The 26221-nt window shown below is 53.2% G+C and carries 20 protein-coding genes, 2 tRNA genes and 3 rRNA genes; 9 read left to right on the top strand and 16 right to left on the bottom strand.

Translation table 11 applies throughout. The annotated features are described in order from the left end of the window. Positions 1–40: 40 nt before the first annotated feature. Positions 41–832 carry an endonuclease/exonuclease/phosphatase family protein gene (locus QNH99_RS17470; RefSeq protein ID WP_063878499.1) on the bottom strand — a complete coding sequence of 264 codons (792 nt, stop codon included), beginning with the start codon at positions 830–832 and terminating at the stop codon, positions 41–43. A gap of 295 nt (positions 833–1127) precedes the next feature. Here QNH99_RS17470 and yafC point away from each other — a divergent pair, with 295 nt between their 5' ends. Beyond that, positions 1128–2066: a DNA-binding transcriptional regulator YafC gene (gene yafC, locus QNH99_RS17475; protein WP_410516985.1), complete on the top strand. Its 939-nt coding sequence runs from the start codon at positions 1128–1130 to the stop codon at positions 2064–2066. Between the two features lie 131 nt (positions 2067–2197). Here the strand turns inward: yafC and QNH99_RS17480 are convergent. The 6 genes from QNH99_RS17480 to gmhB form a co-directional block, all read right to left on the bottom strand. Continuing rightward, positions 2198–2274, bottom strand: a tRNA-Asp gene (locus QNH99_RS17480). A gap of 235 nt (positions 2275–2509) precedes the next feature. After that, a 5S ribosomal RNA gene (rrf, locus tag QNH99_RS17485) occupies positions 2510–2625 on the bottom strand. 208 nt (positions 2626–2833) lie between these two features. Beyond that, positions 2834–5739, bottom strand: a 23S ribosomal RNA gene (locus QNH99_RS17490). A 210-nt stretch (positions 5740–5949) separates the two neighbouring features. Next, a tRNA-Glu gene (locus QNH99_RS17495) sits at positions 5950–6024 on the bottom strand. A gap of 89 nt (positions 6025–6113) precedes the next feature. After that, positions 6114–7655 (bottom strand): 16S ribosomal RNA (locus QNH99_RS17500). The 16S, 23S and 5S rRNA genes sit together here with 2 tRNA genes alongside, the layout of an rRNA operon. A gap of 406 nt (positions 7656–8061) precedes the next feature. Beyond that, entirely contained in the window at positions 8062–8622 is a 561-nt protein-coding gene (gmhB, locus tag QNH99_RS17505) for a D-glycero-beta-D-manno-heptose 1,7-bisphosphate 7-phosphatase (protein WP_063878497.1), read from the bottom strand. 188 nt (positions 8623–8810) lie between these two features. Between gmhB and metN the strand changes: the two genes are divergently transcribed. The 6 genes from metN (at position 8811) to proS (ending at position 14367) form a co-directional block, all read left to right on the top strand. After that, complete coding sequence (gene metN / locus QNH99_RS17510) at positions 8811–9842, top strand: methionine ABC transporter ATP-binding protein MetN (RefSeq protein WP_063878496.1); 1032 nt, start codon at positions 8811–8813, stop codon at positions 9840–9842. Next, on the top strand, positions 9835–10488 hold the full coding sequence (locus QNH99_RS17515) for a methionine ABC transporter permease MetI (protein WP_013024713.1): 654 nt from the start codon (positions 9835–9837) through the stop codon (positions 10486–10488). The genes metN and QNH99_RS17515 overlap by 8 nt, the downstream gene beginning before the upstream one ends. 29 nt (positions 10489–10517) lie before the next feature. Continuing rightward, a complete protein-coding gene (locus QNH99_RS17520; protein WP_410516986.1) occupies positions 10518–11333 on the top strand; it encodes a MetQ/NlpA family lipoprotein in 816 nt (271 codons plus the stop codon). Positions 11334–11459: 126 nt separating this feature from the next. Next, positions 11460–11858: an Rcs stress response system protein RcsF gene (gene rcsF / locus QNH99_RS17525; RefSeq protein WP_063878495.1), complete on the top strand. Its 399-nt coding sequence runs from the start codon at positions 11460–11462 to the stop codon at positions 11856–11858. Further along, positions 11855–12559, top strand: coding sequence for a tRNA (N6-threonylcarbamoyladenosine(37)-N6)-methyltransferase TrmO (gene tsaA / locus QNH99_RS17530; protein ID WP_145393652.1), 705 nt, complete (start codon positions 11855–11857; stop codon positions 12557–12559). Before rcsF ends, tsaA begins: the two co-directional genes overlap by 4 nt. A gap of 89 nt (positions 12560–12648) precedes the next feature. Continuing rightward, positions 12649–14367: a proline--tRNA ligase gene (gene proS, locus QNH99_RS17535; RefSeq protein ID WP_063878493.1), complete on the top strand. Its 1719-nt coding sequence runs from the start codon at positions 12649–12651 to the stop codon at positions 14365–14367. Positions 14368–14503: 136 nt separating this feature from the next. Here proS and arfB read toward each other — a convergent pair whose 3' ends face one another. Then, positions 14504–14914 carry an alternative ribosome rescue aminoacyl-tRNA hydrolase ArfB gene (gene arfB, locus QNH99_RS17540; protein ID WP_063878492.1) on the bottom strand — a complete coding sequence of 137 codons (411 nt, stop codon included), beginning with the start codon at positions 14912–14914 and terminating at the stop codon, positions 14504–14506. 217 nt (positions 14915–15131) lie between these two features. Here arfB and QNH99_RS17545 point away from each other — a divergent pair, with 217 nt between their 5' ends. Together QNH99_RS17545 and rof are read left to right on the top strand one after the other, a co-directional pair. After that, positions 15132–15332 (top strand): YaeP family protein, encoded by a 201-nt coding sequence (locus QNH99_RS17545; protein WP_063878491.1) that lies wholly within the window; start codon positions 15132–15134, stop codon positions 15330–15332. Then, entirely contained in the window at positions 15319–15579 is a 261-nt protein-coding gene (gene rof / locus QNH99_RS17550) for a Rho-binding antiterminator (protein ID WP_063878490.1), read from the top strand. The genes QNH99_RS17545 and rof overlap by 14 nt, the downstream gene beginning before the upstream one ends. 40 nt (positions 15580–15619) lie before the next feature. Here the strand turns inward: rof and QNH99_RS17555 are convergent, their stop codons facing one another. The 8 genes from QNH99_RS17555 to lpxB form a co-directional block, all read right to left on the bottom strand. Continuing rightward, the gene (locus QNH99_RS17555) at positions 15620–15928 is read right to left on the bottom strand and encodes a c-type cytochrome (RefSeq protein WP_181377171.1); all 309 of its coding nucleotides are present in this window, start codon (positions 15926–15928) and stop codon (positions 15620–15622) included. Beyond that, the gene (gene tilS / locus QNH99_RS17560; RefSeq protein ID WP_096012111.1) at positions 15928–17232 is read right to left on the bottom strand and encodes a tRNA lysidine(34) synthetase TilS; all 1305 of its coding nucleotides are present in this window, start codon (positions 17230–17232) and stop codon (positions 15928–15930) included. Before tilS ends, QNH99_RS17555 begins: the two co-directional genes overlap by 1 nt. A 48-nt stretch (positions 17233–17280) precedes the next feature. After that, a complete protein-coding gene (locus tag QNH99_RS17565; protein ID WP_410516987.1) occupies positions 17281–17670 on the bottom strand; it encodes a VOC family protein in 390 nt (129 codons plus the stop codon). A 12-nt stretch (positions 17671–17682) separates the two neighbouring features. Continuing rightward, a complete protein-coding gene (locus tag QNH99_RS17570; protein ID WP_063878487.1) occupies positions 17683–19848 on the bottom strand; it encodes a lysine decarboxylase LdcC in 2166 nt (721 codons plus the stop codon). 123 nt (positions 19849–19971) lie between these two features. Beyond that, positions 19972–20928: an acetyl-CoA carboxylase carboxyl transferase subunit alpha gene (accA, locus tag QNH99_RS17575; protein ID WP_063878486.1), complete on the bottom strand. Its 957-nt coding sequence runs from the start codon at positions 20926–20928 to the stop codon at positions 19972–19974. A 12-nt stretch (positions 20929–20940) separates the two neighbouring features. Continuing rightward, positions 20941–24423: a DNA polymerase III subunit alpha gene (gene dnaE / locus QNH99_RS17580; RefSeq protein WP_241568486.1), complete on the bottom strand. Its 3483-nt coding sequence runs from the start codon at positions 24421–24423 to the stop codon at positions 20941–20943. Positions 24424–24451: 28 nt separating this feature from the next. Continuing rightward, positions 24452–25078 (bottom strand): ribonuclease HII, encoded by a 627-nt coding sequence (rnhB, locus tag QNH99_RS17585; protein WP_096012109.1) that lies wholly within the window; start codon positions 25076–25078, stop codon positions 24452–24454. Further along, on the bottom strand, positions 25071–26219 hold the full coding sequence (gene lpxB, locus QNH99_RS17590) for a lipid-A-disaccharide synthase (protein ID WP_145393649.1): 1149 nt from the start codon (positions 26217–26219) through the stop codon (positions 25071–25073). The genes rnhB and lpxB overlap by 8 nt, the downstream gene beginning before the upstream one ends. Positions 26220–26221 lie beyond the last annotated feature (2 nt).

Below are 26221 nucleotides of genomic sequence, written 5' to 3' on the forward strand. Positions count from 1 at the left end.
TTCCGCCCTCCCTCTGACAGTAAGCCTCCCGCCATCATCCTTACCTTTTGGCGTTAAACTCGACCAGTAAAGGATTATGATCGGATGCGCGCGTGACCAGCACAGAGGCTTCGCTGACGCGCATGTCGCGATAGAACACGAAATCTAACGGTCGGCCAAAAGCTTTGCGTCGGTGATCGGCAGTAAACATCACCTCTTCCAGTTGCATCTGGTGAGCAAAACGGTAAAGGGCATTGATTCGCTGGCGACTCCAGGCGTTGAAATCGCCGGCCATGATCACCGGCCCACGGTGATGGATGATCTGTTCCCCAATGGGGCCCAGTTGTTTGCTGTAAACGTCCACGCCCAGACTAAAGTTTACGGCGTGAATATTTACTACCATTAGCGTTTCGCCGGTAGGTAACGGATAGGCGGTGACAAGTGCCGATTTAGAGAGCCTTAGCAGCGGCTCTCGTTCGCGCAAAGGACAACAGTAGACTGGGTGAGCGGAAGCCAGCGTCATCACGCCTGAGGGATGCTGAGGCAACACGAAAGCAGGGACCTGATCGGCCGCCAGATAATTACTGGTGGCAAAGCGGATAAGCTCAGGCGTCGTCTGCGCTTCCTGTAGTAAAACGAGATGTGCATCTTTGCCGAATCCTTCCAGTACAGACATCCAGTCGGCACGCTGCTGTTTGAAGATATTCCATACCAGCACTTTAAGATTGGGATCGGCAGGGAGCGGTGCGCCAGGAGGCAATGCCTGACCGAGATGAAACATTGCACCCGGGGGAAAGATCCTTTCCGCTGGCTGTCCGGCTACATATCTCATCGCATAGGTTTTTTTGCGCACTTTCCCGCCTGGCTAATCGTTCAAAAATTCGTGTGACTTATCTGTTATAGGGATTTTAGTACGCAGTTTCAATGGATGCTGCCGATTGTTCTCACCCTACCCCGTTTTATTTCCGTGATAACCGGCACCTGATGGCCGCGTCAAGGTCTTCTCAGTTCTCTCATCCGCTGTAAAATGGCAGACTGGTGATGCCTCGATATAATGAAAAAGCCTTCTACGCCAAGGGCTCCGGTAGAGGCTGTGCTTTAATAACAGTCATGTTGGTCTTACAGGCTATTTCACGTGAAGAGAAACCATGAAGGCATCGTCTGAAGAACTGAAAGTATTTGTGAGCGTCGTTGAAAGTGGAAGCTTTAGTCGGGCCGCTGAGACGTTACAGATGGCCAATTCAGCCGTGAGTCGTACGATAAAAAAGCTGGAAAACAAATTAGGCCTGGCTTTGCTTACACGTACCACCCGGAATCTGGCGTTAACTCAGGAAGGGGAACGCTATTTTCATCAAGTTCAAAATTTCCTTCAGGTCATGACCGCTGCGGAAAATGAGTTAATAGAAAGCCGTGAGATGCCGAAGGGGTTATTGCGTATAGATGCGGCAACGCCGGTCATACTGCATCTGCTTCTGCCGATGATAAAGTCCTTTCGGGAACGCTATCCGGAAATAGACCTTTCGCTTATTTCTTCTGAAAACTTTATTAACCTTATCGAGCGTAAAGTTGATGTGGCGATCCGCGCAGGAAGCTTAACGGATTCAGGCCTTAGAGCACGGTTGCTCTTTATCAGCTATCGCCGTCTCATTGCGTCACCTGACTATCTGGAAAAATACGGCATCCCTCAACGCGCGGCCGATCTGGATAACCATCAGTGTCTTGGTTTTATTGATGCGCCTCGTCTTAACCGTTGGCCCATAGCCTGTGAAGGTGGTGAGCTCTATGGCATTCGTTCAGAGCTTGATTCTAACAGCGGGGAAACGATCAAGCAGTTGTGCCTTGACGGCAATGGCATCGCCTGTCTTTCTGATTACATGGTGCATAAAGAAATAGAAGAAGGAAGTCTGGTGGAAATCATGTCCGAGCAGCGGCTACCGGTAGAGATGCCGTTTAACGCCGTATATTACAGCGATCTTGGCGTCACCCAGCGTGTTCGCGCTTTCATTGATTTTCTAAGTGAGTGGGTGGTGAAGCAGCCCTGGCATGTGCAGACACAGTTGCTGCATCAGCTCTCTTTAAAGTCCTGACAGAGCTACGTCGGCCTGAGTGTTTTAAGTGCCTGCTGACGTAGAGCCTGCAACTGCGGAGAACACTACTGAAAATTTCCGCGCAGAAATGGAAAAAGCCCTGACCGTTAAGTCAGGGCTTTCCAATTAAGTGGCGGAACGGACGGGGCTCGAACCCGCGACCCCCTGCGTGACAGGCAGGTATTCTAACCAACTGAACTACCGCTCCACCGATTCTGTACTGACGTCAGAAAAACGTTCTGATATCAGGTGTTTCGCCCTTCCGCGTCACCGGTAAGGTCACGACCAGCGTACTGGTCTTAATTTGATGCCTGGCAGTTGATGAATCACGCGGTGATTCACCCTTCGGGCCGCTGCTCTGCAGCGTTCAAAAGCATTCGCTTTTGTCCTACTCTCTTCGAGTAGAGAACTGCCCGAAGTAACGTGCAGGTTTTCAATTTGATGCCTGGCAGTTCCCTACTCTCGCATGGGGAGACCCCACACTACCATCGGCGCTACGGCGTTTCACTTCTGAGTTCGGCATGGGGTCAGGTGGGACCACCGCGCTAAAGCCGCCAGGCAAATTCTTTGTGCCCGAAACGACTCTTTTACGCCATGAACGCGTTGCATTCGCTCTGCCGCACCGGTCACATACTTCAGTATGCTCCCGCTGACGTCATCACTCTGCGCCTTCTCATGCCGCAAAATCTGTCGTTTCCGCAAATTCTTTTCCGGTAAACAATGCTGAAAATTTAATCGTCTCTCAACCAAAACGCCTCTGGCGTTGTAAGGTTAAGCCTCACGGGTCATTAGTACCGGTAAGCTCAACGCATCGCTGCGCTTACACACCCGGCCTATCAACGTCGTCGTCTTCAACGTCCCTTCAGGACCCTTAAAGGGTCAGGGAGAACTCATCTCGGGGCAAGTTTCGTGCTTAGATGCTTTCAGCACTTATCTTTTCCGCACTTAGCTACCGGGCAGTGCCACTGGCGTGACAACCCGGACACCAGCGGTGCGTTCACTCCGGTCCTCTCGTACTAGGAGCAACCCCCCTCAATTCTCCAGCGCCCACGGCAGATAGGGACCGAACTGTCTCACGACGTTCTAAACCCAGCTCGCGTACCACTTTAAACGGCGAACAGCCGTACCCTTGGGACCTACTTCAGCCCCAGGATGTGATGAGCCGACATCGAGGTGCCAAACACCGCCGTCGATATGAACTCTTGGGCGGTATCAGCCTGTTATCCCCGGAGTACCTTTTATCCGTTGAGCGATGGCCCTTCCATTCAGAACCACCGGATCACTATGACCTGCTTTCGCACCTGCTCGAGCCGTCACTCTCGCAGTCAAGCTGGCTTATGCCATTGCACTAACCTCCTGATGTCCGACCAGGATTAGCCAACCTTCGTGCTCCTCCGTTACTCTTTAGGAGGAGACCGCCCCAGTCAAACTACCCACCAGACACTGTCCGCAGCCCGGATTACGGGCCTACGTTAGAACACCAAACATTAAAGGGTGGTATTTCAAGGATGGCTCCACGCAGACTGGCGTCCACGCTTCAAAGCCTCCCACCTATCCTACACATCAAGGCTCAGTGTTCAGTGTCAAGCTGTAGTAAAGGTTCACGGGGTCTTTCCGTCTTGCCGCGGGTACACTGCATCTTCACAGCGATTTCAATTTCACTGAGTCTCGGGTGGAGACAGCCTGGCCATCATTACGCCATTCGTGCAGGTCGGAACTTACCCGACAAGGAATTTCGCTACCTTAGGACCGTTATAGTTACGGCCGCCGTTTACCGGGGCTTCGATCAAGAGCTTCAGCTTGCGCTTAACCCCATCAATTAACCTTCCGGCACCGGGCAGGCGTCACACCGTATACGTCCACTTTCGTGTTTGCACAGTGCTGTGTTTTTAATAAACAGTTGCAGCCAGCTGGTATCTTCGACTGCCTTCGGCTCCGTCAGCAAGTGACTTCACCTGGTGGCAGCGTGCCTTCTCCCGAAGTTACGGCACCATTTTGCCTAGTTCCTTCACCCGAGTTCTCTCAAGCGCCTTGGTATTCTCTACCTGACCACCTGTGTCGGTTTGGGGTACGATTTTGTGTTACCTGATGCTTAGAGACTTTTCCTGGAAGCAGGGCATTTATCACTTCAGCACCGTAGTGCCTCGTCGTCACGCCTCAGTGTAAAGTGAACCGGATTTGCCTGGAACACACACCTACACGCTTAAACCGGGACAACCGTCGCCCGGCTGATATAGCCTTCTCCGTCCCCCCTTCGCAGTAACACCAAGTACAGGAATATTAACCTGTTTCCCATCGACTACGCCTTTCGGCCTCGCCTTAGGGGTCGACTCACCCTGCTCCGATTAACGTTGAACAGGAACCCTTGGTCTTCCGGCGACAAGGTTTTTCACCTTGTTTATCGTTACTTATGTCAGCATTCGCACTTCTGATACCTCCAGCATGCCTCACAGCACACCTTCAACGGCTTACAGAACGCTCCCCTACCCAACAACACATAGTGTCGCTGCCGCAGCTTCGGTGCATGGTTTAGCCCCGTTACATCTTCCGCGCAGGCCGACTCGACCAGTGAGCTATTACGCTTTCTTTAAATGATGGCTGCTTCTAAGCCAACATCCTGGCTGTCTGTGCCTTCCCACATCGTTTCCCACTTAACCATGACTTTGGGACCTTAGCTGGCGGTCTGGGTTGTTTCCCTCTTCACGACGGACGTTAGCACCCGCCGTGTGTCTCCCGTGATAACATTCTCCGGTATTCGCAGTTTGCATCGGGTTGGTAAGCCGGGATGGCCCCCTAGCCGAAACAGTGCTCTACCCCCGGAGATGAGTTCACGAGGCGCTACCTAAATAGCTTTCGGGGAGAACCAGCTATCTCCCGGTTTGATTGGCCTTTCACCCCCAGCCACAGGTCATCCGCTAATTTTTCAACATTAGTCGGTTCGGTCCTCCAGTTAGTGTTACCCAACCTTCAACCTGCCCATGGCTAGATCACCGGGTTTCGGGTCTATACCCTGCAACTTAACGCCCAGTTAAGACTCGGTTTCCCTGCGGCTCCCCTATACGGTTAACCTTGCTACAGAATATAAGTCGCTGACCCATTATACAAAAGGTACGCAGTCACCCCCGTTAAGAAGGCTCCCACTGCTTGTACGTACACGGTTTCAGGTTCTGTTTCACTCCCCTCGCCGGGGTTCTTTTCGCCTTTCCCTCACGGTACTGGTTCACTATCGGTCAGTCAGGAGTATTTAGCCTTGGAGGATGGTCCCCCCATATTCAGACAGGATACCACGTGTCCCGCCTTACTCATCGAACTCACAACCTGTGCACCTTTGTGTACGGGAGTATCACCCTGTACCCTGCGACTTTCCAGACGCTTCCACTGATGCACAAGCTGATGATGGTTCTGGGCTCCTCCCCGTTCGCTCGCCGCTACTGGGGGAATCTCGGTTGATTTCTTTTCCTCGGGGTACTTAGATGTTTCAGTTCCCCCGGTTCGCCTCATACAGCTATGTATTCACTGCATGATAGTGTGACGAATCACACTGGGTTTCCCCATTCGGGTATCGCCGGTTGTTGCGGTTCATATCACCTTACCGGCGCTTTTCGCAGATTAGCACGCCCTTCATCGCCTCTGACTGCCAGGGCATCCACCGTGTACGCTTAGTCGCTTAACCTCACAACCCACAGGCGTTTTACGCTGCGTGTCATGAGCTTTTGAGAGACTCGAACGCGTTGTCCTGTGTTCCTTATTACGGAGGAACACGACAATGCGTCGTTTCAAATTTTCAGCTTGTTCCGGATTGTTAAAGAGCAATATCTTAAACACGACTCGTAAGTCATCTTTAAGATATGTGGGCAACACCTTTCACCTGTCACCAAGCAAGTGGCGTCCCCTAGGGGATTCGAACCCCTGTTGCCGCCGTGAAAGGGCGGAGTCCTAACCGCTAGACGAAGGGGACACGGACGTGTCTCGACTTCGCAGCCGTCTTGCTCATTACTTTTCTATCAGACAATCTGTGTGAGCACTTCGCGGGAAGGTATCTTCAGGTAAGGAGGTGATCCAACCGCAGGTTCCCCTACGGTTACCTTGTTACGACTTCACCCCAGTCATGAATCACAAAGTGGTAAGCGCCCTCCCGGAGGTTAAGCTACCTACTTCTTTTGCAACCCACTCCCATGGTGTGACGGGCGGTGTGTACAAGGCCCGGGAACGTATTCACCGTGGCATTCTGATCCACGATTACTAGCGATTCCGACTTCACGGAGTCGAGTTGCAGACTCCGATCCGGACTACGACGCACTTTATGAGGTCCGCTTGCTCTCGCGAGGTCGCTTCTCTTTGTATGCGCCATTGTAGCACGTGTGTAGCCCTACTCGTAAGGGCCATGATGACTTGACGTCATCCCCACCTTCCTCCGGTTTATCACCGGCAGTCTCCTTTGAGTTCCCGACCGAATCGCTGGCAACAAAGGATAAGGGTTGCGCTCGTTGCGGGACTTAACCCAACATTTCACAACACGAGCTGACGACAGCCATGCAGCACCTGTCTCACGGTTCCCGAAGGCACTAAGGCATCTCTGCCGAATTCCGTGGATGTCAAGAGTAGGTAAGGTTCTTCGCGTTGCATCGAATTAAACCACATGCTCCACCGCTTGTGCGGGCCCCCGTCAATTCATTTGAGTTTTAACCTTGCGGCCGTACTCCCCAGGCGGTCGACTTAACGCGTTAGCTCCGGAAGCCACTCCTCAAGGGAACAACCTCCAAGTCGACATCGTTTACGGCGTGGACTACCAGGGTATCTAATCCTGTTTGCTCCCCACGCTTTCGCACCTGAGCGTCAGTCTTCGTCCAGGGGGCCGCCTTCGCCACCGGTATTCCTCCAGATCTCTACGCATTTCACCGCTACACCTGGAATTCTACCCCCCTCTACGAGACTCAAGCCTGCCAGTTTCAAATGCAGTTCCCAGGTTAAGCCCGGGGATTTCACATCTGACTTAACAGACCGCCTGCGTGCGCTTTACGCCCAGTAATTCCGATTAACGCTTGCACCCTCCGTATTACCGCGGCTGCTGGCACGGAGTTAGCCGGTGCTTCTTCTGCGGGTAACGTCAATCACTGCGGTTATTAACCACAATGCCTTCCTCCCCGCTGAAAGTACTTTACAACCCGAAGGCCTTCTTCATACACGCGGCATGGCTGCATCAGGCTTGCGCCCATTGTGCAATATTCCCCACTGCTGCCTCCCGTAGGAGTCTGGACCGTGTCTCAGTTCCAGTGTGGCTGGTCATCCTCTCAGACCAGCTAGGGATCGTCGCCTAGGTGGGCCGTTACCCCGCCTACTAGCTAATCCCATCTGGGTTCATCCGATAGTGAGAGGCCCGAAGGTCCCCCTCTTTGGTCTTGCGACGTTATGCGGTATTAGCCACCGTTTCCAGTGGTTATCCCCCTCTATCGGGCAGATCCCCAGACATTACTCACCCGTCCGCCACTCGTCACCCGAGGAGCAAGCTCCTCTGTGCTACCGTCCGACTTGCATGTGTTAGGCCTGCCGCCAGCGTTCAATCTGAGCCATGATCAAACTCTTCAATTTAAGTTTGATTTGCTGAAACCAGTTCAGCGGTGCTCATCTGTAAAACGTCATAATGAATTTCATTATGTGTTCACTCGTGAGACTTGATATTTTTTACGTCCGGAGACGCTGATATCAATCCTGCGAGTGCCCACACAGATTGTCTGATAAATTGTTAAAGAGCAGTGCGAACAGCGGGTTAACCGTCTGTCGCGAGGTGGCGTATATTACGCTTCCCTCCTTCAGAGTCAACCTCTTTTTCAGAAGTTTTTCTCCGGCGGTTCAGTTTCCTGAACCTCCCGACACCGCATTCCGTAAGCCGTTGTGCCGTGTCAGTGGAGGCGCATTATAGGGAAGCTTTCACAGAGCGCAAGTGCAAATTTAAACTTTTTTGCTGTTCGTCTGAAATTTGCACAAAAGCGCTGTTTTACGCGTTTTTAATGCGCGAAGGCAGCTCGGCAAGACTCGCGATGACCCAGTCAGCCAGGGCCTCACCTTCAGCCGTAACCGGCTTACCGCTGCGCACTAATACTTTTTTACCTACGCCAGCGGCCTGAGCGGCCTGCATATCTTCCAGTTTGTCACCTACCATATAAGAAGCAGCCATATCGATGTGCAGCTCCTTTTGTGCTGACAGCAACATCCCTGGCTGAGGTTTACGGCAGTCACACTGCTGGCGAAATTCTTCAATCGTCGCATCGGGGAGATGCGGACAGAAATAGATACCATCAAGATCGATATCCCGATCGGCCAAAGACCAGTCCATCCACTCGGTGAGCCGCATAAACTGATCTTCGCTAAACATACCGCGTGCAATGCCGGACTGGTTTGTTACGACCACCAGCGCAAAGCCCATCTTCTTTAACTGCTGTAATGCTTCAATGACGCCATCGATAAACTGGAAATTATCGATTTCATGGACATAGCCGTGATCAACATTGAGGGTGCCATCGCGATCGAGAAAAATGGCCGGGACTTGATTCGTCACGTAAAAACTCCTGCTATAAAAATTGCCGCTTAGTATCGCACGATTGCCATAAAAGGGAGAATGTCAGATTGAATCACTTCCATTGATTTAGACGTCTGGATGCCTTACCATCCATCCAGCTTATGCATGCTTTCATCTATGAAAGCACACCAGACCACGGACAATGCAAGACGATAATAAATAACGTAATGATTAAATTAGAAAATATCACCAAAGTGTTCCAGCAAGGTTCGCGTTCAATACAGGCTTTATCCAATGTCAGCCTGCATGTGCCTGCCGGACAAATCTATGGCGTCATCGGCGCATCCGGTGCCGGTAAAAGTACGCTCATTCGTTGCGTGAATCTGCTTGAACGCCCGACTTCAGGCCGCGTGCTGGTTGACGGTGCGGATTTAACGGCGCTGAGTGAACGGCAGTTGACTCAGGCGCGTCGCCAGATTGGCATGATTTTTCAGCATTTTAACCTGATGAACTCCCGCACAGTATCTGGCAACGTTGCGCTGCCGTTAGAGCTGGGCAACCTCACCCGTGACGAGATTAAAAAGCGTGTGGCTGAACTGCTGGACCTGGTCGGTCTGGCTGATAAGCACGATGCCTGGCCGGCCAATCTTTCCGGTGGTCAGAAACAGCGTGTTGCCATTGCCCGTGCGCTGGCGAGCAATCCCAAGGTTCTGCTGTGCGATGAAGCCACCAGCGCGCTCGATCCAGCCACCACGCGTTCGATTCTTGAATTGCTCAAAGATATTAACCGTCGTCTCGGCCTGACCATTCTGTTGATTACGCATGAGATGGATGTCGTAAAGCGCATCTGCGATCAGGTCGCGGTGATCAGTCAAGGTGAGCTAATCGAAAAGGACAGCGTGAGCGAAGTCTTCTCGCATCCTAAAACGCCGCTGGCACAGCAGTTCATCCAGTCAACACTGCATCTGGATATTCCAGACGATTATCAACAGCGCCTGTCGCCTGAAGCCGGTCCTGACAGCATGCCGTTGCTGCGTATGGAATTCACCGGGCAGTCCGTTGATGCACCTTTACTGTCTGAAGCCGCACGTCGTTTTAATATCAATAACAATATTATCAGTGCGCAGATGGATTACGCTGGCGGTGTGAAGTTCGGCATCATGCTGGCGGAAATTCACGGCAGTGAAAGCGATACACAAGCCGCTATTCAGTGGCTGCAAGAACATCATGTAAAAGTAGAGGTATTAGGTTATGTCTGAAGCGATGATTGCGTTGCTGGGGCGCGGCGTGTGGGAAACGTTGATGATGACCTTTGTCTCTGGCTTTTTCGGTTTCGTGCTGGGTTTACCGGTGGGCGTACTGTTATACGTTACCCGTCCGGGGCAGATCCTTGAAAACAAAGGCCTGTACCGGGTGCTGTCGGCGCTGGTCAACATCTTCCGCTCTATTCCTTTTATTATCCTGCTGGTATGGATGATTCCGTTTACCCGCATTATTGTCGGCACCTCAATCGGTCTGCAGGCCGCCATCGTGCCGCTGACTGTGGGCGCAGCCCCGTTTATTGCCCGTATGGTTGAAAACGCGCTGTTGGAACTTCCGACCGGATTGATTGAAGCCTCGCGCGCAATGGGCGCAACGCCGATGCAAATCGTCCGTAAAGTCCTGCTGCCTGAAGCGCTGCCTGGCCTGGTCAATGCTGCCACCATCACGCTGATTACGCTGGTTGGCTACTCTGCAATGGGCGGCGCAGTAGGCGCGGGCGGCCTGGGACAGATTGGCTACCAATATGGTTATATCGGATATAACGCGACGGTGATGAATACGGTATTAGTGTTATTAGTCGTTTTGGTGTATCTCATACAATTCTGTGGTGACCGCATCGTGCGTGCTGTGTCCCATAAATAAGCAAGCAATATCACTCTTAAGGAAAGGATATGTCTTTCAAATTTAAAAAAATTGCCGCTGTGGGTGCATTAATTGGCGCGATTGCGCTGGCAGGATGCGATCAAAAAGCTAAAGATCCAAACCACATTAAAGTGGGTGTGATCGTAGGCGCAGAGCAGCAGGTTGCAGAAGCTGCGGCCAAGGTTGCTAAAGACAAGTATGGCATGGATGTTGAGCTGGTCACGTTTAACGACTACGTGCTGCCTAACGAAGCGTTGAGTAAAGGCGATATTGATGTGAACGCCTTCCAGCACAAACCGTATCTGGATCAACAAATCAAAGATCGCGGTTACAAGCTGGTATCCGTTGGTAATTCTTTTGTTTATCCGATTGCTGGCTACTCGAAAAAAATCAAATCACTTGATCAACTGCAGGATGGCGCACAGGTGGCGATTCCTAATGACCCAACCAACCTGGGTCGCTCGCTGCTTCTGCTGCAGAAAGTTGGCCTGATTAAGCTGAAAGACGGTGTGGGCCTGCTGCCAACCTCACTGGATATCGTTGAGAATCCAAAACACCTGAAAATTGTTGAGCTGGAAGCACCGCAGCTGCCACGTTCACTGGACGATCAGCAAATTGCGCTGGCGGTGATCAATACCACTTACGCCAGCCAGATTGGCCTGACGCCGGCGAAAGATGGCATCTTTGTTGAAGACAAAGACTCACCTTACGTCAACCTGATTGTGGCACGTGAAGACAACAAAGACGCGGAAAACGTGAAGAAATTCGTTCAGGCTTATCAGTCTGACGAAGTCGCGGACGCCGCGAATAAAGTCTTTAACGGCGGCGCGGTTAAAGGCTGGTAATCCCGTCTGACATCTTCCCTCAGGGCGGCTTTTAGCCGCCCTTTCTGTTATTGCGCTTTGCTGACTTGTTATTTATCCGTGTCCTTGTTTCAATAACGCCACTTTTTGAAACTTGAGGATGTTGCCATGCGTTTTTTACCGCTCTGCTTGTTAGCATTGATGCTGACAGGGTGTGTTCGAGAGTACCACCCAATAAGCAGCGCACCTTCTCAGCCGCAGCAACCCAGCGAACCGACACGTAAGCCAACGTATCGACCCGCGCCTGTTAAGGTTTATACCGACGCTGCCGATCTGGTGAGCAAACCCTTCCGCGATCTGGGCGAAGTGTCCGCTGAAGATTGCCAGGTAAGCAACCAGAGTTCGCCCCCCAATATCGCTACCGCACGTAAACGTATGCAAATCAAAGCGTCACAGATGAAAGCCAATGCTGTGCTGCTGCATAAATGTGAAATCGTCAGCAGCACGCCAGGCTGCTACCGTCAGGCTGTTTGTCAGGGATCGGCGCTGAAAGTCACCAGTCAATGAGTGAATTCGCCTTTGCGCAAATCGGCGTGATCCGTTCACCATGGAAAGAGAAGTTCGCCGTGCCGCGCCAGCCGGGGCTGGTTCAGGATGGCGGCGGCGAACTGCATCTTTTGCCGCCTTACAATCAGGCGGATGCGGTGCGCGGCCTGGAAGACTTCAGCCATCTCTGGATACTGTTCGTTTTTCATCAGACTATGGACGGTGGCTGGCGTCCTACTGTGCGACCGCCGCGCCTGGGCGGTAACGCCCGCATGGGCGTTTTTGCCACACGATCCACCTTTCGCCCCAACCCTGTTGGCATGTCGCTGGTTGAGCTCAAAGGCATTCGCTGCGAGAAGCAACAGGTCATTCTGCAGTTGGGCAGTCTGGATTTGGTAGACGGTACACCGGTTGTCGATATCAAACCCTACCTGCCTTTTGCCGAAGCCCTGCCCCAGGCACGTGCAGGTTTTGCCCAGTCCGCGCCGGAAAGCACCATGCCGGTCCGGTTTTCACCGCACGCCCAGCAGCAACTGCAACAACACGGCCGCTATCCCCATCTGGCGAGATTTATCAGCGAAGTACTCGCTCAGGATCCGCGGCCCGCTTACCGTAAAGGTGAAACCCAGGACAGGGAATATGCCGCCTGGCTACTGGAGTTTAATGTGCGCTGGCGCATTGATGAGGCAGGGACAGAAGTCGTGGCTATCGATCCGCGTTAAAACCCGCTTTTTAGCCAGTGATCTCACTGGTACACTAGCCGCCAGCAAATTTTTGTCTGTGAATTTCCGATCAACTGGAATCGTAATCAATGCGTACTACTCAATATCTGCTCTCTACTCAGAAAGAGACACCTTCTGACGCGGAAGTGATCAGCCATCAGCTGATGCTGCGTGCCGGAATGATCCGTAAACTGGCTTCGGGTTTATATACCTGGCTGCCAACCGGTCTGCGCGTATTAAAAAAAGTCGAAAACATCGTTCGTGAAGAAATGAACAACGCCGGTGCCATTGAGATTTCAATGCCTGTGGTCCAACCCGCAGACCTGTGGCAAGAGAGCGGGCGCTGGGAGCAGTACGGCCCAGAATTACTGCGTGTTGCGGATCGCCACGAGCGTCCGTTTGTGCTCGGCCCGACGCATGAAGAAGTGATTACCGATCTGATTCGCAATGAGCTGAGCTCATATAAGCAGCTGCCGCTGAATCTGTATCAAATCCAGACCAAATTCCGTGATGAAGTGCGCCCGCGCTTTGGCGTGATGCGCTCGCGTGAATTCATCATGAAAGATGCTTACTCTTTCCATACGACCCAGGAATCGCTGCAGGAAACCTATGACGCGATGTACCGCGCCTACAGCCAGATTTTCAGCCGTATGGGCCTGGATTTCCGCGCGGTGCAGGCTGATACCGGTTCGATTGGTGGAAGCGCGTCTCACGAATTCCAGGTACTGGCACAAAGTGGTGAAGATGATGTGATTTTCTCCACGGAGTCTGACTTCGCTGCCAACATTGAACTGGCTGAAGCCGTCGCGCCAGCTGGTGATCGTCCTGCGCCTGCAGAAGAGATGCGCCAGATCGATACGCCGAATGCCAAAACCATCGCAGAACTGGTGAGTCAGTTCCAGCTGCCGATTGAGAAAACCGTGAAAACCCTGATGGTTAAGGGCGCAGAAGAAAGCGGTCACGCATTGGTTGCGTTACTGGTTCGCGGCGATCACGAGCTGAATGAAATCAAGGCAGAAAAATCACCGCTTGTCGCTTCTCCCCTGACGTTCGCGACAGAAGACGAGATCCGCGCAGCGGTCGGTGCCGGTCCAGGCTCGCTCGGCCCGGTCGGGCTGAATATGCCGGTTATTGCCGACCGTACGGTGGCGAAGATGAGCGATTTCAGCGCCGGTGCCAACATTGATGGTAAACATTATTTCGGCATCAACTGGGAACGCGATCTTCCTATGGCGCAGGTGGCCGATATCCGCAACGTTGTGGAAGGCGACCTTAGTCCGGACGGCAAAGGCACATTGCAGATTAAACGCGGTATCGAAGTCGGCCATATTTTCCAGCTGGGCACCAAGTACTCCGAAGCGATGAAAGCCTCTGTACAGGGTGAAGATGGTCGTAACCAGGTCATGACCATGGGCTGTTACGGTATCGGTATTACCCGTGTCGTTGCGGCGGCCATCGAGCAAAATCATGACGATCGGGGCATCATCTGGCCTGCAGCACTGGCACCTTTTGAGGTGGCGATTCTGCCCATGAACATGCAGAAATCGTTCCGCGTGAAAGAGTTAGCAGAAGAGCTGTACAACACGCTGCGCGCCAAAGGCGTTGAAGTGATTCTGGACGATCGTAAAGAGCGCCCGGGTGTGATGTTTGCCGATATGGAACTGATTGGCGTACCGCACACCATCGTGATTGGCGACCGCAATCTTGATAATCACGAGATTGAGTATAAAGCCCGTCGTGCCGGTGAGAAACAGATGATCAAGCAGGATGAGATTGTCGGGTTCCTGCTTAACGCACTGAATAAGTAACGCCCTCAAAACGCCCCTTCATGGGGCGTTTTTATTCCCCGCTGAATAACGCCCTGCTCTGTCGCTTATTTACGCTTTCAGAACCCACAGACACGTATTGCGGTTATTAAGTCCCGCGCGCACGAGCATCTAAGCGTTATTGCACCTTGCCGCGCAGCGCTTTGGTACTACTGCGACGCGACTTGCCTTCCAGCCTGCGCTCTTTCGAAGCGCGCGTAGGCCGCGTTGACCGCCGGACTTTCTCTACCGTGGTAAGCTCACGAATCAGGTTGATCAGCCGCTGCAGTGCCGCTTCCCGGTTCATCTCCTGACTACGGTATTCCTGCGCCTTAATGATGACGGTTCCCTCACCCGTAATTAAATGATGGCTGGCATTTAACAGCCGCTCTTTATAGAACGGTGGCAAGGACGAGGCGGCAATGTCAAAACGCAGATGAATGGCGGTGCTGGTTTTATTCACATGCTGACCGCCGGAACCCTGCGCCCGAATGGCCGTCAGCTCAATTTCACTGTCCGGCAGCTCCACGTTACGTGACAGCATAATCATCTGCCACCTGCCTGCGTCCAATTCGTGTGTTTTTGTCCTGGGCTGTTCATCAACTTAACCTTTCGTGCTTTATCCTGAGTCGTCTGATACTGCATAGCCAGCTACTTTAGCAGTGATTTGCGCGTTGTTCCTGCTTTTGCCTGGCTGATTTTCTGGAAATGCCTGTGATATAGTCGCTAATCAACCAGGGTATTTATGCTCTGCTGAGGAGGTGCCTGTGCAAAAATATTGTGAGTTAGTTCGCCAAAAATATGCCGAAATCGGCAGCGGGGATCTGGGATATGTACCCGATGCCATAGGCTGCGCCTTAAAAGCGCTTGATGATATTGCCGCGAATGCTGCGCTAAATGCTTCTCTCAGGGAACAGGCGGCCTATGCCGCCGCAAACTTATTGGTGAGCGACTATGTTGATGAATGAAGCTTATAAACCCATCAATTGCGATGACTACGATAATCTGGAACTCGCCTGCCAAAAAAACTGGATGCTGACGCTGGAGTTGAAAGATGGCGAACAGCTCAAGGCCAAGGCCAGGGATATTCTTTCACGTAAAAACGTTGAGTACCTGGCGATTGATCTTTCCGGTGAAACACGCGAGCTACGTCTCGACCACATTGCCAGCTTTAGCCATCCTGAACTTGGCACCGTTGTTGTCAGCGAAGAGTAATTCACTTCCCGTCGGGCGGGATGCACTCCCGCCCATCTCATCAAGGTTTTAACGCACTGTAGTACGCGGCTAAGTTTGCCATATCGTCATCACTTAAGCCTGCGACAAACGCCTTCATCACTTCAGCCTGACCGCCGCTTCGTTCCCCTTTTTTATAAGCCTGTAGCGCATGATTAAGATAAGCGGCATTTTGCCCGGCCAGATTAGGATAAAGGGGCGCGGTCGCTTTCCCCTGTGCCCCGTGGCAGGCCATGCAGGCGGCCGAACGTTGTTCGCCCGCTTTCACATCGCCTGCGGCGTGGGCCGGTAAGACGGTTAGCAGCAGCAAGGCTGCTAGTCGTTGTATCATCACGGCGCTCCCGTCGTTTTCTGCCAGTTGACTTGCCAGCCATGGGCATCCTGACTTGCACCCTCACGGGTGACAAACAGCCCGGGCGCGCTAATCAGTGTCTGATTAAAATAAATTAATGGAATGCGCGTACGCTGCCAGGGGGGAATATTCAGCATCTGCCAGATTTTCTTTATGTCACGTCCCCCTGTGCGATTCACAATATGAACATAGCCTGTTGCGTAAAACCGCACGAATACCTGCTCCTCCGGCTGTGGACAGCGAAGCGTACTCACGTTTTTTTCGGACGTGAGTACGCCCAGGTTCTGCGGTAAAACCAGGGGCTGATTGAGGTCAGGCCATGCCATTTCACAGTCGGTTAAGGACGCGCTGAGAGGCAAGCGGTAAAGCTGCTGGCGGTAGCGACGGATCTCGTGGTTCCCTAACGTTAACCGCGGCTGGGCGTCCTCCCGGCAGAGCATGACGTCCTGACGAATACGGCGTAATGCTTCCCGCGAGGGCATCTTCTCACCCTGTCTGGCCAGCCAGCGACGCAACAGGGCATTCCCTTTCGCCTCACTCATGGTCAGTAACGGCGTAAAGCACAGGCTACCGTCGGGTTGTATTAGCTCGCTGAGTTGCCCGGCCAGCAATTCATCCAGGAGTTGCTCCTGCTCACCACACAAGGCGGCACTGCGTGCCGTCGCCTCGGCAAAATGCGGCCAGCGGCTCAGTACCGCAGGTAATAGCTGCTGACGTAAAAAGTTGCGGTCATAACGCAGATCCTGATTACTTTCATCCTCGACCCAGGTCAGTTGGTGCGCGTCGGCATACTGCTCCAGGCTCAGGCGGGAATGGTGTAGCAGTGGTCTTAATAAGGGATGTCCGGCAAGCGTGGTCAGCATCGGCATGGCCGCCAGGCCCGCCGGGCCGCTGCCGCGCTTCAGCGCCAGGAGCAGCGTTTCACACTGATCGTCCAGATGCTGCGCAGTCAGCAGCTTTTCATCCTCGTGGAGTGCCTGGCTCAGTGCCTGATAACGCGCCTGACGCGCCGCCGCTTCGATGCCCTGTCCCTTCTCCGCGATCTGCACACGCAGAACGTCACAGGGGATCTGCCACTGTTCGCACACATTCAGGCAGTGCGCCGCCCAGTCATCGGCATTCCGGCTGAGGCCATGGTGCACATGCAGCGCACGTAGCCGGGATAACGGATGACGTTGCTGCCAGGCCCGAAGCTGATGCAGCAGGACGGTCGAATCCAGGCCACCGCTAAAGGCCACGACCAGCGCGTCACGCTCATTCAGCAGTGCGTCGAAATCAGACATGATGTCAATCCATGAGACGGCTAGCGGTGTAGCCATAAAGTCGCTATTTTACGCTTGGTAGAGTTCCAGCGGCAAACCATCCGGATCGGCAAAGAACGTACAGGGTTTACCGGTCAGCGCATCGATGCGAATCGGTTCACATGTTACGCCCTGGCTCGCCAGATAATCTGCCGCGGCCTCGACATCCGGTACGCTGAAGGCCAGATGACGTAAGCCACAGGCTTCCGGTTGACTAACGCGGGCAGGCGGCGCCGGAAAAGAAAACAGCTCAATCGTATACTGTCCGTTCAATGCCAGATCCCCTTTCCAGGAATCACGCGCTTCACGGTAGTCCTCGCTTTGCAATTCAAAGCCCAGAATGTCGCAGTAAAAAGCTTTACTGCGCGGGTAGTCAGACGCAATGATGGCGATGTGATGGATGTGCGTTAGCTGCAGCATGTTTGCTCCCTGTTAAACATTGATATCCTGGTATTCAGCCTGTTTCAGCACACGAACCCGATACTCACCCTCTTCGGTTAAGGTCGCGCCGTGAATATCTGTCTCAAAGCCGGGATAATGGCGTCCAATGCTACACAGCATTAACAGGAAGTCGAGTACGGCGCGGCTTTGTTCTGTAATCATTTCACCGGGCATTACCAGCGGAACGCCGGGAGGATAAGGCAGGATCATGTTGGCGGAGATACGGCCCACCAGCGCATTGATGCTCACCGTTTCAATATTGCCTTTGACCTGCTGCTGAAAAGCCTGATGCGGCGTCATTTTCATTTCGGGTAAGACATCAAACGCTTTCAACATGAGCCTGGGTAGATCATGTTGCTGGATGAGACGATGAATCCCCTGCGCCAGCGTCTGAATACGCATGTTACGGTAAAAATCAGGATCTTCCGCATAGAGATCCGGCAACATATTTTTGACCCGAAGATTGAGATCGTAGGCGCGCTTAAATTCCGTTAATCCCCGCAGCACGCTCATCGCTTTGGTTTTATCGATGCCGATGCTGAAGAGGAACAGCAAATTGTAAGGGCCGGTTTTTTCAACCACAATCCCGCGCTCATCCAAAAATTTTGCCACCAGCGCGGCCGGAATCCCCTCTTCTGCCATCTCGCCCAGCTCGCTCATGCCCGGTGTCAGAATGGTCACTTTGATCGGATCAAGGTACATATGATCGCGATCGGCCTGGGTAAATCCATGCCAGTCTTCTTCCCCCGGCTGGATCGGCCAGCACTGGGCTTCATCGACGTGTTCAGGCTGCCAGATATCAAAAAACCAGCTGTCGCACTCCTCTCGCAACCGCTGTATCTCGCGACGAAAGTGCAGTGCGCGTTCCACTGAGCGATTGATAAGCCTTTTACCCGGATTCCCCCGCAGCATCGCCGCCGCCGTCTCAATGGATGAAACGATGGCGTAGTTGGGTGAGGTGGTGGTGTGCATCATGTAGGCTTCATTAAACGTCTGCTCGTCATACTCGCCTTTAATATGAATCAGCGACGCCTGAGAAAACGCTGCCAGCAGTTTATGCGTGGACTGGGTTTCATAAAAGACTTTACCCGGCACCCGCTCGCCACTCATGCCGCTTTTTCCCTCATAGATAGGATGGAAATTAGTATAAGGAACCCAGGCAGAATCAAAGTGGATCGATGGCACGTCCAGCGTTTGTTTGATGTATTGCGTGTTGTAGAGCAAACCATCATAGGTCGAGTTGGTGATCACCGCATGGACCGGCCAGCTTGCGCGCGGCGTGGCGGCGACCTTCTGCTCGATGCTGGCACGGGTGAATTCTTTTTGCGGAATCCCGCCCAGAATGCCTAATGCGTTACGTGTCGGTTTCAGCCAGACAGGGATCAAATCGCTCATCATCAACAGGTGGGTGAGCGATTTATGGCAGTTGCGATCCACCAGTATGGTGCTGCCTGCCGGTGCCGCATACATCCCCACGATCTTATTCGAGGTCGAGGTACCGTTAGTCACCATATAACTTTGTTCTGCACCAAAGGTTCTGGCGATGTACTCCTCAGCGTCGAGATGCGGCCCGGTATGATCAAGTAGCGAGCCCAGTTCCGTTACCGAAATGGAGATATCGGACTTCAGCGTATTAGCGCCAAAAAAGTCATAGAACAAACAGCCGACCGGGCTTTTCTGGAAGGCGGTGCCGGCCATATGGCCTGGCGTACAGAAGGTGTACTTCCCCTCTTTCACATAGGTAAACAACGCTTTGGTTAACGGCGGTGTGATGTTGTCGAGGTAGTCATCCGTGTACTGGCGAATATGTAAGGCGATATCCTCGGCGGCATTCAGCGCGTACTCAAAGAAATGCAGGGGCAAACGCATTTCGTTGATGCTGATATCCATCTGAGAATGGGTATTGATAAAGGCATACAGCGGCAGATGTTCATTGAGCTGATTAATTTCGCCGCACAGCTCCGGACTGTTGTGCTCATCCCAGTCAAAAATGACACCGCTGATTCGGGGATTATGCTCAATGAGCTTGAGCAAATCGTCATGATTTTTGGGATGGATAAGTTGAAAACCTTGCTGACTCAGTGCGACTTCCAGCTCGCGTAAGGGTTCATCTTTGAAAAACACGCCGTGCGCGCCCATGATCGCCAGAATATTCAATGCACATCTCCCTGATTGTTGAGGCATTGAGTAAGCATAGCGAATCATACCGCTATACTGCAGTCAGATTAGTGGCATAAAAAAAGCGGACCGAAGTCCGCTTTAGCGCTTGATGAGGCTGAATCAGGCGTAACCGTAGCTCATCAGCCGTTGATAACGGCGATCTAACAGTTCTTCGGTGCTGAGTCCTTCCAGATCGGCCAGATCGGCCAACAGTTGCTTTTTCAGCGACTGTGCCATTTCAACCGGGTGACGATGTGCACCGCCCAGTGGCTCAGGGATAACCGAATCAATCAGCTTCAGCTCTTTCAGACGCGGAGCGGTAATGCCCATTGCTTCTGCAGCCAGTGGCGCTTTATCGGCGCTTTTCCACAGAATTGAGGCACAGCCTTCCGGAGAGATGACAGAATACGTGCTGTACTGGAGCATGTTAACTTTGTCACCAACACCAATCGCCAGCGCGCCACCTGAACCGCCTTCACCGATGACCGTACAAATCACCGGCACTTTCAGACCTGACATTTCCCGCAGATTACGGGCAATCGCTTCAGACTGACCGCGCTCTTCCGCGCCGACACCGGGATAAGCACCCGGCGTATCGATAAAGGTGAGGATAGGCATCTTAAAGCGTTCAGCCATTTCCATCAGGCGCAGCGCTTTGCGATAGCCTTCTGGTGCTGGCATACCAAAATTACGGCGAATCTTCTCTTTGGTTTCACGTCCTTTCTGGTGACCAATGATCATGACCGGGCGACCATCGAGTCGCGCAATCCCGCCCACAATGGCTTTGTCATCCGCATAAGCACGGTCACCCGCCAGCTCATCGAAATCGTCAAAGGCATTGCGCACGTAATCAAAGGTATAAGGACGTAATGGATGACGTGCCAGTTGCGCAATCTGCCATGCGCCCAAATCGGCGAAGATTTTACGGGTCAGCTCAACGCTTTTCTCGCGCAGTCGCTTCACTTCTTCGTCGAGATTGACGTGTTTATCGTCCTGACGACCAATCGAGGTAAGCGAATCAATTTTCGCTTCCAGTTCTGCAATTGGCTGTTCAAAATCCAGGTAATTAAGACTCATAATGTTCCTGTTTTAGTCAAACTCCAGTTCCACCTGCTCCGACCCAATTAACGACCGCAAATCGTTGAGTAAACGATCGCTGGGCGAAATTCGCCACGCTGCACCAAAGCGTAGCTTCGCTCGCGCGTCGGCTCTCTGATAGTAGAGATGCACCGGAATTGTCCCTGAACGATGAGGTTCCAGGGACTGACGGAGTCGGTTTAATAGCTGGTCATCAATTTGCCTGTCCGTCAGCGAGATAGCAAGTCCGCGCGCGTATTTTTCGCGCGCTTCGTCGATGTCCATGACTTCCCGGGCGGTCATTTTAAGCCCACCGCTGAAGTCATCAAAGCTGACCTGTCCGCTAACGATCAGGATACGGTCTTTCTCCAGCAGTTGCTGGTATTTATCTAACGCATCGGTAAATAACATGACTTCGAGACGACCAGAGCGATCGTCAAGTGTACAAATACCAATTCGGTTGCCGCGTTTGGTCACCATTACACGCGCCGCAATCACCAGACCTGCCGCGACGGTAATCTTACCACGATCGGTAGGATGCATATCTTTCAAACGCATCCCGCCAACGTAACGCTCAATTTCTTTTAAATACTGGTTAATGGGATGGCCGGTAAGATACAACCCAAGGGTTTCTCGCTCACCATCCAACTGCACCTGTTCTGGCCAGGGCGTAACGCTGGCATAAGACTGTTCGACCTGTTCAGGCTCGTCGGCCAGCACGCCAAACATATCCGCCTGGCCGATGGCTTCGGCTTTCGCATGTTGATCCGCCGCTTTCAGCGCATCGTTCAGCGCACTCATCAAGGCAGCACGATGCGGACCCAGACGATCAAAGGCACCGGACATGATCAGCTTTTCCATAACCCGACGGTTGATCTTTTTGGTGTCGGTGCGCGCGCACAGATCGAACAGTTCACGGAAGTAACCACCCTCATTACGCGCATCAATGATCGCTTCGATCGGGCCTTCACCCACGCCTTTAATCGCGCCAATGCCGTAAACGATCTCGCCTTCATCGTTCACGTGGAACTGATACAGCCCTGAGTTGATATCCGGCGGCAAGACCTTCAGCCCCATGCGCCAGCATTCGTCCACCAGGCCAACCACTTTTTCGGTGTTGTCCATATCGGCCGTCATTACCGCCGCCATAAACTCAGCCGGGTAATGCGCTTTCAGCCACAGCGTTTGGTAGGACACCAGCGCATAAGCAGCCGAGTGCGATTTGTTAAAACCGTATCCAGCAAATTTCTCTACCAGATCGAAGATTTTCATCGACAGTTCACCGTCGATGCCCATCGTTTCCGCGCCGTCTTTAAATATTGAGCGCTGCTCAGCCATCTCTTCGGGTTTCTTTTTACCCATGGCGCGTCGCAGCATATCCGCCCCGCCAAGCGTATAGCCTGACAGGACCTGGGCGATCTGCATGACCTGTTCCTGGTAAAGGATGATGCCATAGGTTGGCTCAAGCACCGGCTTCAGGCTTTCATGCTGCCACTGGATATCTGGATAGGAGATGGCTTCACGACCATGCTTACGGTCGATAAAGTTATCCACCATGCCCGACTGCAACGGGCCAGGGCGGAACAGCGCCACCAGGGCGATCATATCTTCGAAGCAGTCAGGTTTCAGGCGCTTAATCAGATCTTTCATGCCGCGCGATTCAAGCTGGAAGACCGCCGTGGTCTCCGCGCGCTGCAGCATATCAAAGCTCTTTTTGTCTTCCAGCGGGATGGTGGCGATATCAATCGGCGGCAGACCCTGCTTTTCACGGCGCGGGTTAATCATCTTCAGCGCCCAGTCAATAATGGTGAGCGTGCGTAGTCCCAGGAAGTCGAACTTCACCAGACCGGCATATTCCACATCATTTTTATCGAACTGCGTAACCGGATACTGTCCGTTTTCATCACAATAAAGCGGCGCAAAATCGGTGATTTTCGTTGGCGCGATAACCACACCGCCCGCATGTTTACCGGCGTTGCGCGTTACCCCTTCCAGCTTGCGCGCCATATCGATCAGCGCTTTGACCTCTTCATCTGCCTCATAGATTTCCGGCAGTTGCGGTTCCGCAGCAAAGGCTTTTTCCAGCGTCATGCCGGGATCGGGCGGCACCAGTTTTGAAATACGATCGACGAAACCATAAGGATGGCCCAGTACGCGACCGACATCCCGAATCACCGCTTTCGCCGCCATCGTTCCGAAGGTGATGATCTGGGACACGGCTTCGCGGCCGTACATGTCGGCAACGTGTTCAATTACCTGGTCGCGTTTTTCCATGCAGAAATCGACGTCGAAGTCGGGCATGGAGACACGTTCCGGGTTCAGGAAGCGTTCGAACAGCAGGTCAAACTCCAGCGGATCAAGATCGGTGATCTTGAGTGCATAGGCCACCAACGATCCCGCACCTGAACCCCGTCCCGGACCGACCGGCACGCCATTGTCTTTGGACCACTGGATAAATTCCATCACGATCAGGAAGTAGCCCGGAAAACCCATCTGGTTGATGACGTTAAGCTCGACGTCAAGACGCTCGTCGTATTCTGGACGCTTCTCTGCGCGCTCGGCTTCGTCAGGGAACAGCATCGCCAGACGCTCTTCCAGCCCTTCCCGTGATTTCACCACCAGAAAGTCTTCGGTGGTCATATCGCCGGTAGGGAACTGAGGCAGGAAGTACTCACCCAGTCGTACCGTCACATTACAACGCTTAGCAATCTCTACGCTGTTTTCCAGCGCTTCCGGGATGTCTGCGAACAACTCACACATCTCTTCTTCACTGCGCATATATTGCTGAGGGCTGTAGTTGCGCGGACGCTTAGGATCGTCGAGCGTGTAACCATCATGAATGGCAACCCGGATCTCATGGGCATCGAAATCTTCTTCATTGATGAAGCAGACTTCGTTAGTGGCAACAACCGGGATTCCTTCTGCAATCGCCAGCTCAACCGCCGCATGCAGGTAGCTCTCTTCGTCAGGACGACCGGTACGGATCAACTCCAGGAAGTAGCGATCGGCAAAGTGTTGCTGGTAGAAAGCCAGGCAGTCCGCAACCAGGGTACTGTTACCGCGCAGCAGGCTACGGCCCACATCCCCGCGTCGCCCGCCTGACAGCAGAATCAGTCCTTCCTGCAGTTCAGCCAGCCAGTCGCGATCGATAATGGGGCCGGCAATACCGTATCCCCGTTGGTAAGCACGAGAGATCAGCAGCGTCAGATTTTGATAGCCGGTGTTATTGGTCGCCAGCACGGTAATCTGGGTCAGTTCATCGCCCATTAACTCGCTGGCAACGTTAAAATCTGCCCCGATAATTGGTTTAACCCCTGCGCTATGCGCACCACCGTAAAATTTCACCAGACCGCAAAGGTTGGTGAAGTCGGTAATCGCAATGGCTGGCATACCCAGCGCAGCCGCTTTCTTAACCAGCGGCCCGGTTTTCGCCAGACCGTCGACCATTGAATAGTCGCTGTGAACGCGCAGATGTATAAAACGAGGTTCGGCCATATCAGTTTCCGGTTAAAACAAGGTCGGATTAGCGCAGCGTGGTCAGGCTGCTCGCCAGCACGTCGGCATCAATCAGCGCATTGCGCACAGGCGCAAAGCTGCGCCGATGATGAGGTGTCGCACCGTACTGCGTTAACTTTTCCCTATGTAACGCCGTAGGATAACCTTTATGTTGCGCGAAACCATACTGGGGAAACAACAAATCCAGTTCTGCCATTTCGCGATCGCGCGTGACTTTGGCAATGATGGACGCGGCACTGATTTCGGCGACCAGGCTATCCCCTTTTACCACGGCCAGAGAAGGCATCGGTAACGCCGGGCAGCGATTGCCATCAATCAGCACAAAGTCTGGCGTGAGCGGCAAGCCAGCCACCGCGCGCTGCATTGCCAGCATGGTGGCATGCAGGATATTAAGACGGTCGATCTCTTCCGGCTCTGCGCGCCCCAGGCTCCAGGCGAGCGCTTTCTCTTTGATCTGATCAAACAGCGCCAGGCGGCGTTTTTCGGACAGTTTTTTGGAGTCCGCCAGACCGGGGATCGGGTTGGCGGGATCGAGGATCACGGCGGCGGTCACCACCGCGCCCACTAATGGCCCGCGGCCCACTTCATCCACACCGGCAATGCACCGGGCAGCAGGATAGATAAAATCAGCCATTGGCGAGCTCCAGCACCGCATCTGCGGCTTGTTCATCGGCGTTCCAGCGAATCTGCTGATGCAGTTCGTAAAAAGTATGCAGCAGCGTTTCACGTTCGCTACTGGCGTGCAGCAACGGGTCCAGCGCGGCTGACAGCGCTTCAGGCTGACATTCATCCTGCAACAGCTCTTTGACCAACTCACGCCCGGCCAACAGGTTTGGCAACGAAACGTAGTCAGTCTTGACCAGTCGCTTAGCCAGCCAGAAGGTGAACGGCTTCATGCGGTAGCCGACAACCATCGGACATTTTGCCAGCATGCACTCAAGCGCGGCCGTGCCAGACGCCAGCAGTGCAGCATCACTGGCCACCATCGCTTCCCGTCCCTGTCCATCCAGCAGATGCATTGGCAGCTCAGGCGCAACCTCCGCTTTGATTTTTTCAAACTGCTCGCGGCGCTTAGCGTTAACCAGGGGCACAACAATTTCCAGCGACGGATAATGTTGGCGCAGTCGTTGCGCCGTTTTGAGGAAGTCTGCACTGAGCATTTCGACTTCGGCACCGCGACTGCCCGGCAGCAACGCAAGGCAGAGCGCATCCTCATCTATGCCCAGATGACGGCGCGCCGCTGATTTATCGGGCTGTAGCGGCATGGCATCGGCCATCGTGTGTCCAATAAAGCGACAGGGGACGTCAAAACGGTCGTAAAACGCTTTTTCAAAAGGCAGAAACGCCAGCACCAGATCGGTGTTGCGACCAATTTTAAACACACGTTTTTGCCGCCAGGCCCAGACAGAGGGACTGACGTAATGAATGGTGCGAATACCTGCGCGTTTGAGGTTGCCTTCCAGCGTGATGTTAAAATCCGGCGCATCTATCCCAACAAATACGTCAGGTTTGAGCGAGATAAAGCGCTGGGTCAAATCGCGGCGAATCGTCAATAAACGCCGTAACCGCCCCAGCACCTCAACAATGCCCATTACCGCCAGTTCTTCCATCTCGTACCAGGCTTCACAGCCTTCGGCCTGCATCAACGGGCCAGCGACACCGACAAAGCGGGCATCAGGATGACGGGCTTTTAAAGCCCGAATCAGGCCTGCGCCAAGAATGTCGCCAGAGGTTTCTCCGGCGACCAGGGCTATCGTAAGGGGACGCGCTGACATGA

This window comes from Pantoea allii (assembly GCF_046529425.1).
GTDB classification, from domain to species: domain Bacteria; phylum Pseudomonadota; class Gammaproteobacteria; order Enterobacterales; family Enterobacteriaceae; genus Pantoea; species Pantoea allii.

What these genes read in the sequence shown, in the direction of transcription:
- yafC (WP_410516985.1), top strand. Translation starts at nt 1,128, where the DNA reads ATGAAGGCATCGTCTGAAGAACTGAAAGTATTTGTGAGCGTCGTTGAA.
- metN (WP_063878496.1), top strand. Translation starts at nt 8,811, where the DNA reads ATGATTAAATTAGAAAATATCACCAAAGTGTTCCAGCAAGGTTCGCGT.
- QNH99_RS17515 (WP_013024713.1), top strand. Translation starts at nt 9,835, where the DNA reads ATGTCTGAAGCGATGATTGCGTTGCTGGGGCGCGGCGTGTGGGAAACG.
- QNH99_RS17520 (WP_410516986.1), top strand. Translation starts at nt 10,518, where the DNA reads ATGTCTTTCAAATTTAAAAAAATTGCCGCTGTGGGTGCATTAATTGGC.
- rcsF (WP_063878495.1), top strand. Translation starts at nt 11,460, where the DNA reads ATGCGTTTTTTACCGCTCTGCTTGTTAGCATTGATGCTGACAGGGTGT.
- tsaA (WP_145393652.1), top strand. Translation starts at nt 11,855, where the DNA reads ATGAGTGAATTCGCCTTTGCGCAAATCGGCGTGATCCGTTCACCATGG.
- proS (WP_063878493.1), top strand. Translation starts at nt 12,649, where the DNA reads ATGCGTACTACTCAATATCTGCTCTCTACTCAGAAAGAGACACCTTCT.
- arfB (WP_063878492.1), bottom strand. Translation starts at nt 14,914, where the DNA reads ATGATTATGCTGTCACGTAACGTGGAGCTGCCGGACAGTGAAATTGAG.
- rof (WP_063878490.1), top strand. Translation starts at nt 15,319, where the DNA reads ATGTTGATGAATGAAGCTTATAAACCCATCAATTGCGATGACTACGAT.
- QNH99_RS17555 (WP_181377171.1), bottom strand. Translation starts at nt 15,928, where the DNA reads ATGATACAACGACTAGCAGCCTTGCTGCTGCTAACCGTCTTACCGGCC.
- tilS (WP_096012111.1), bottom strand. Translation starts at nt 17,232, where the DNA reads ATGTCTGATTTCGACGCACTGCTGAATGAGCGTGACGCGCTGGTCGTG.
- QNH99_RS17565 (WP_410516987.1), bottom strand. Translation starts at nt 17,670, where the DNA reads ATGCTGCAGCTAACGCACATCCATCACATCGCCATCATTGCGTCTGAC.
- accA (WP_063878486.1), bottom strand. Translation starts at nt 20,928, where the DNA reads ATGAGTCTTAATTACCTGGATTTTGAACAGCCAATTGCAGAACTGGAA.
- dnaE (WP_241568486.1), bottom strand. Translation starts at nt 24,423, where the DNA reads ATGGCCGAACCTCGTTTTATACATCTGCGCGTTCACAGCGACTATTCA.
- rnhB (WP_096012109.1), bottom strand. Translation starts at nt 25,078, where the DNA reads ATGGCTGATTTTATCTATCCTGCTGCCCGGTGCATTGCCGGTGTGGAT.
- lpxB (WP_145393649.1), bottom strand. Translation starts at nt 26,219, where the DNA reads ATGTCAGCGCGTCCCCTTACGATAGCCCTGGTCGCCGGAGAAACCTCT.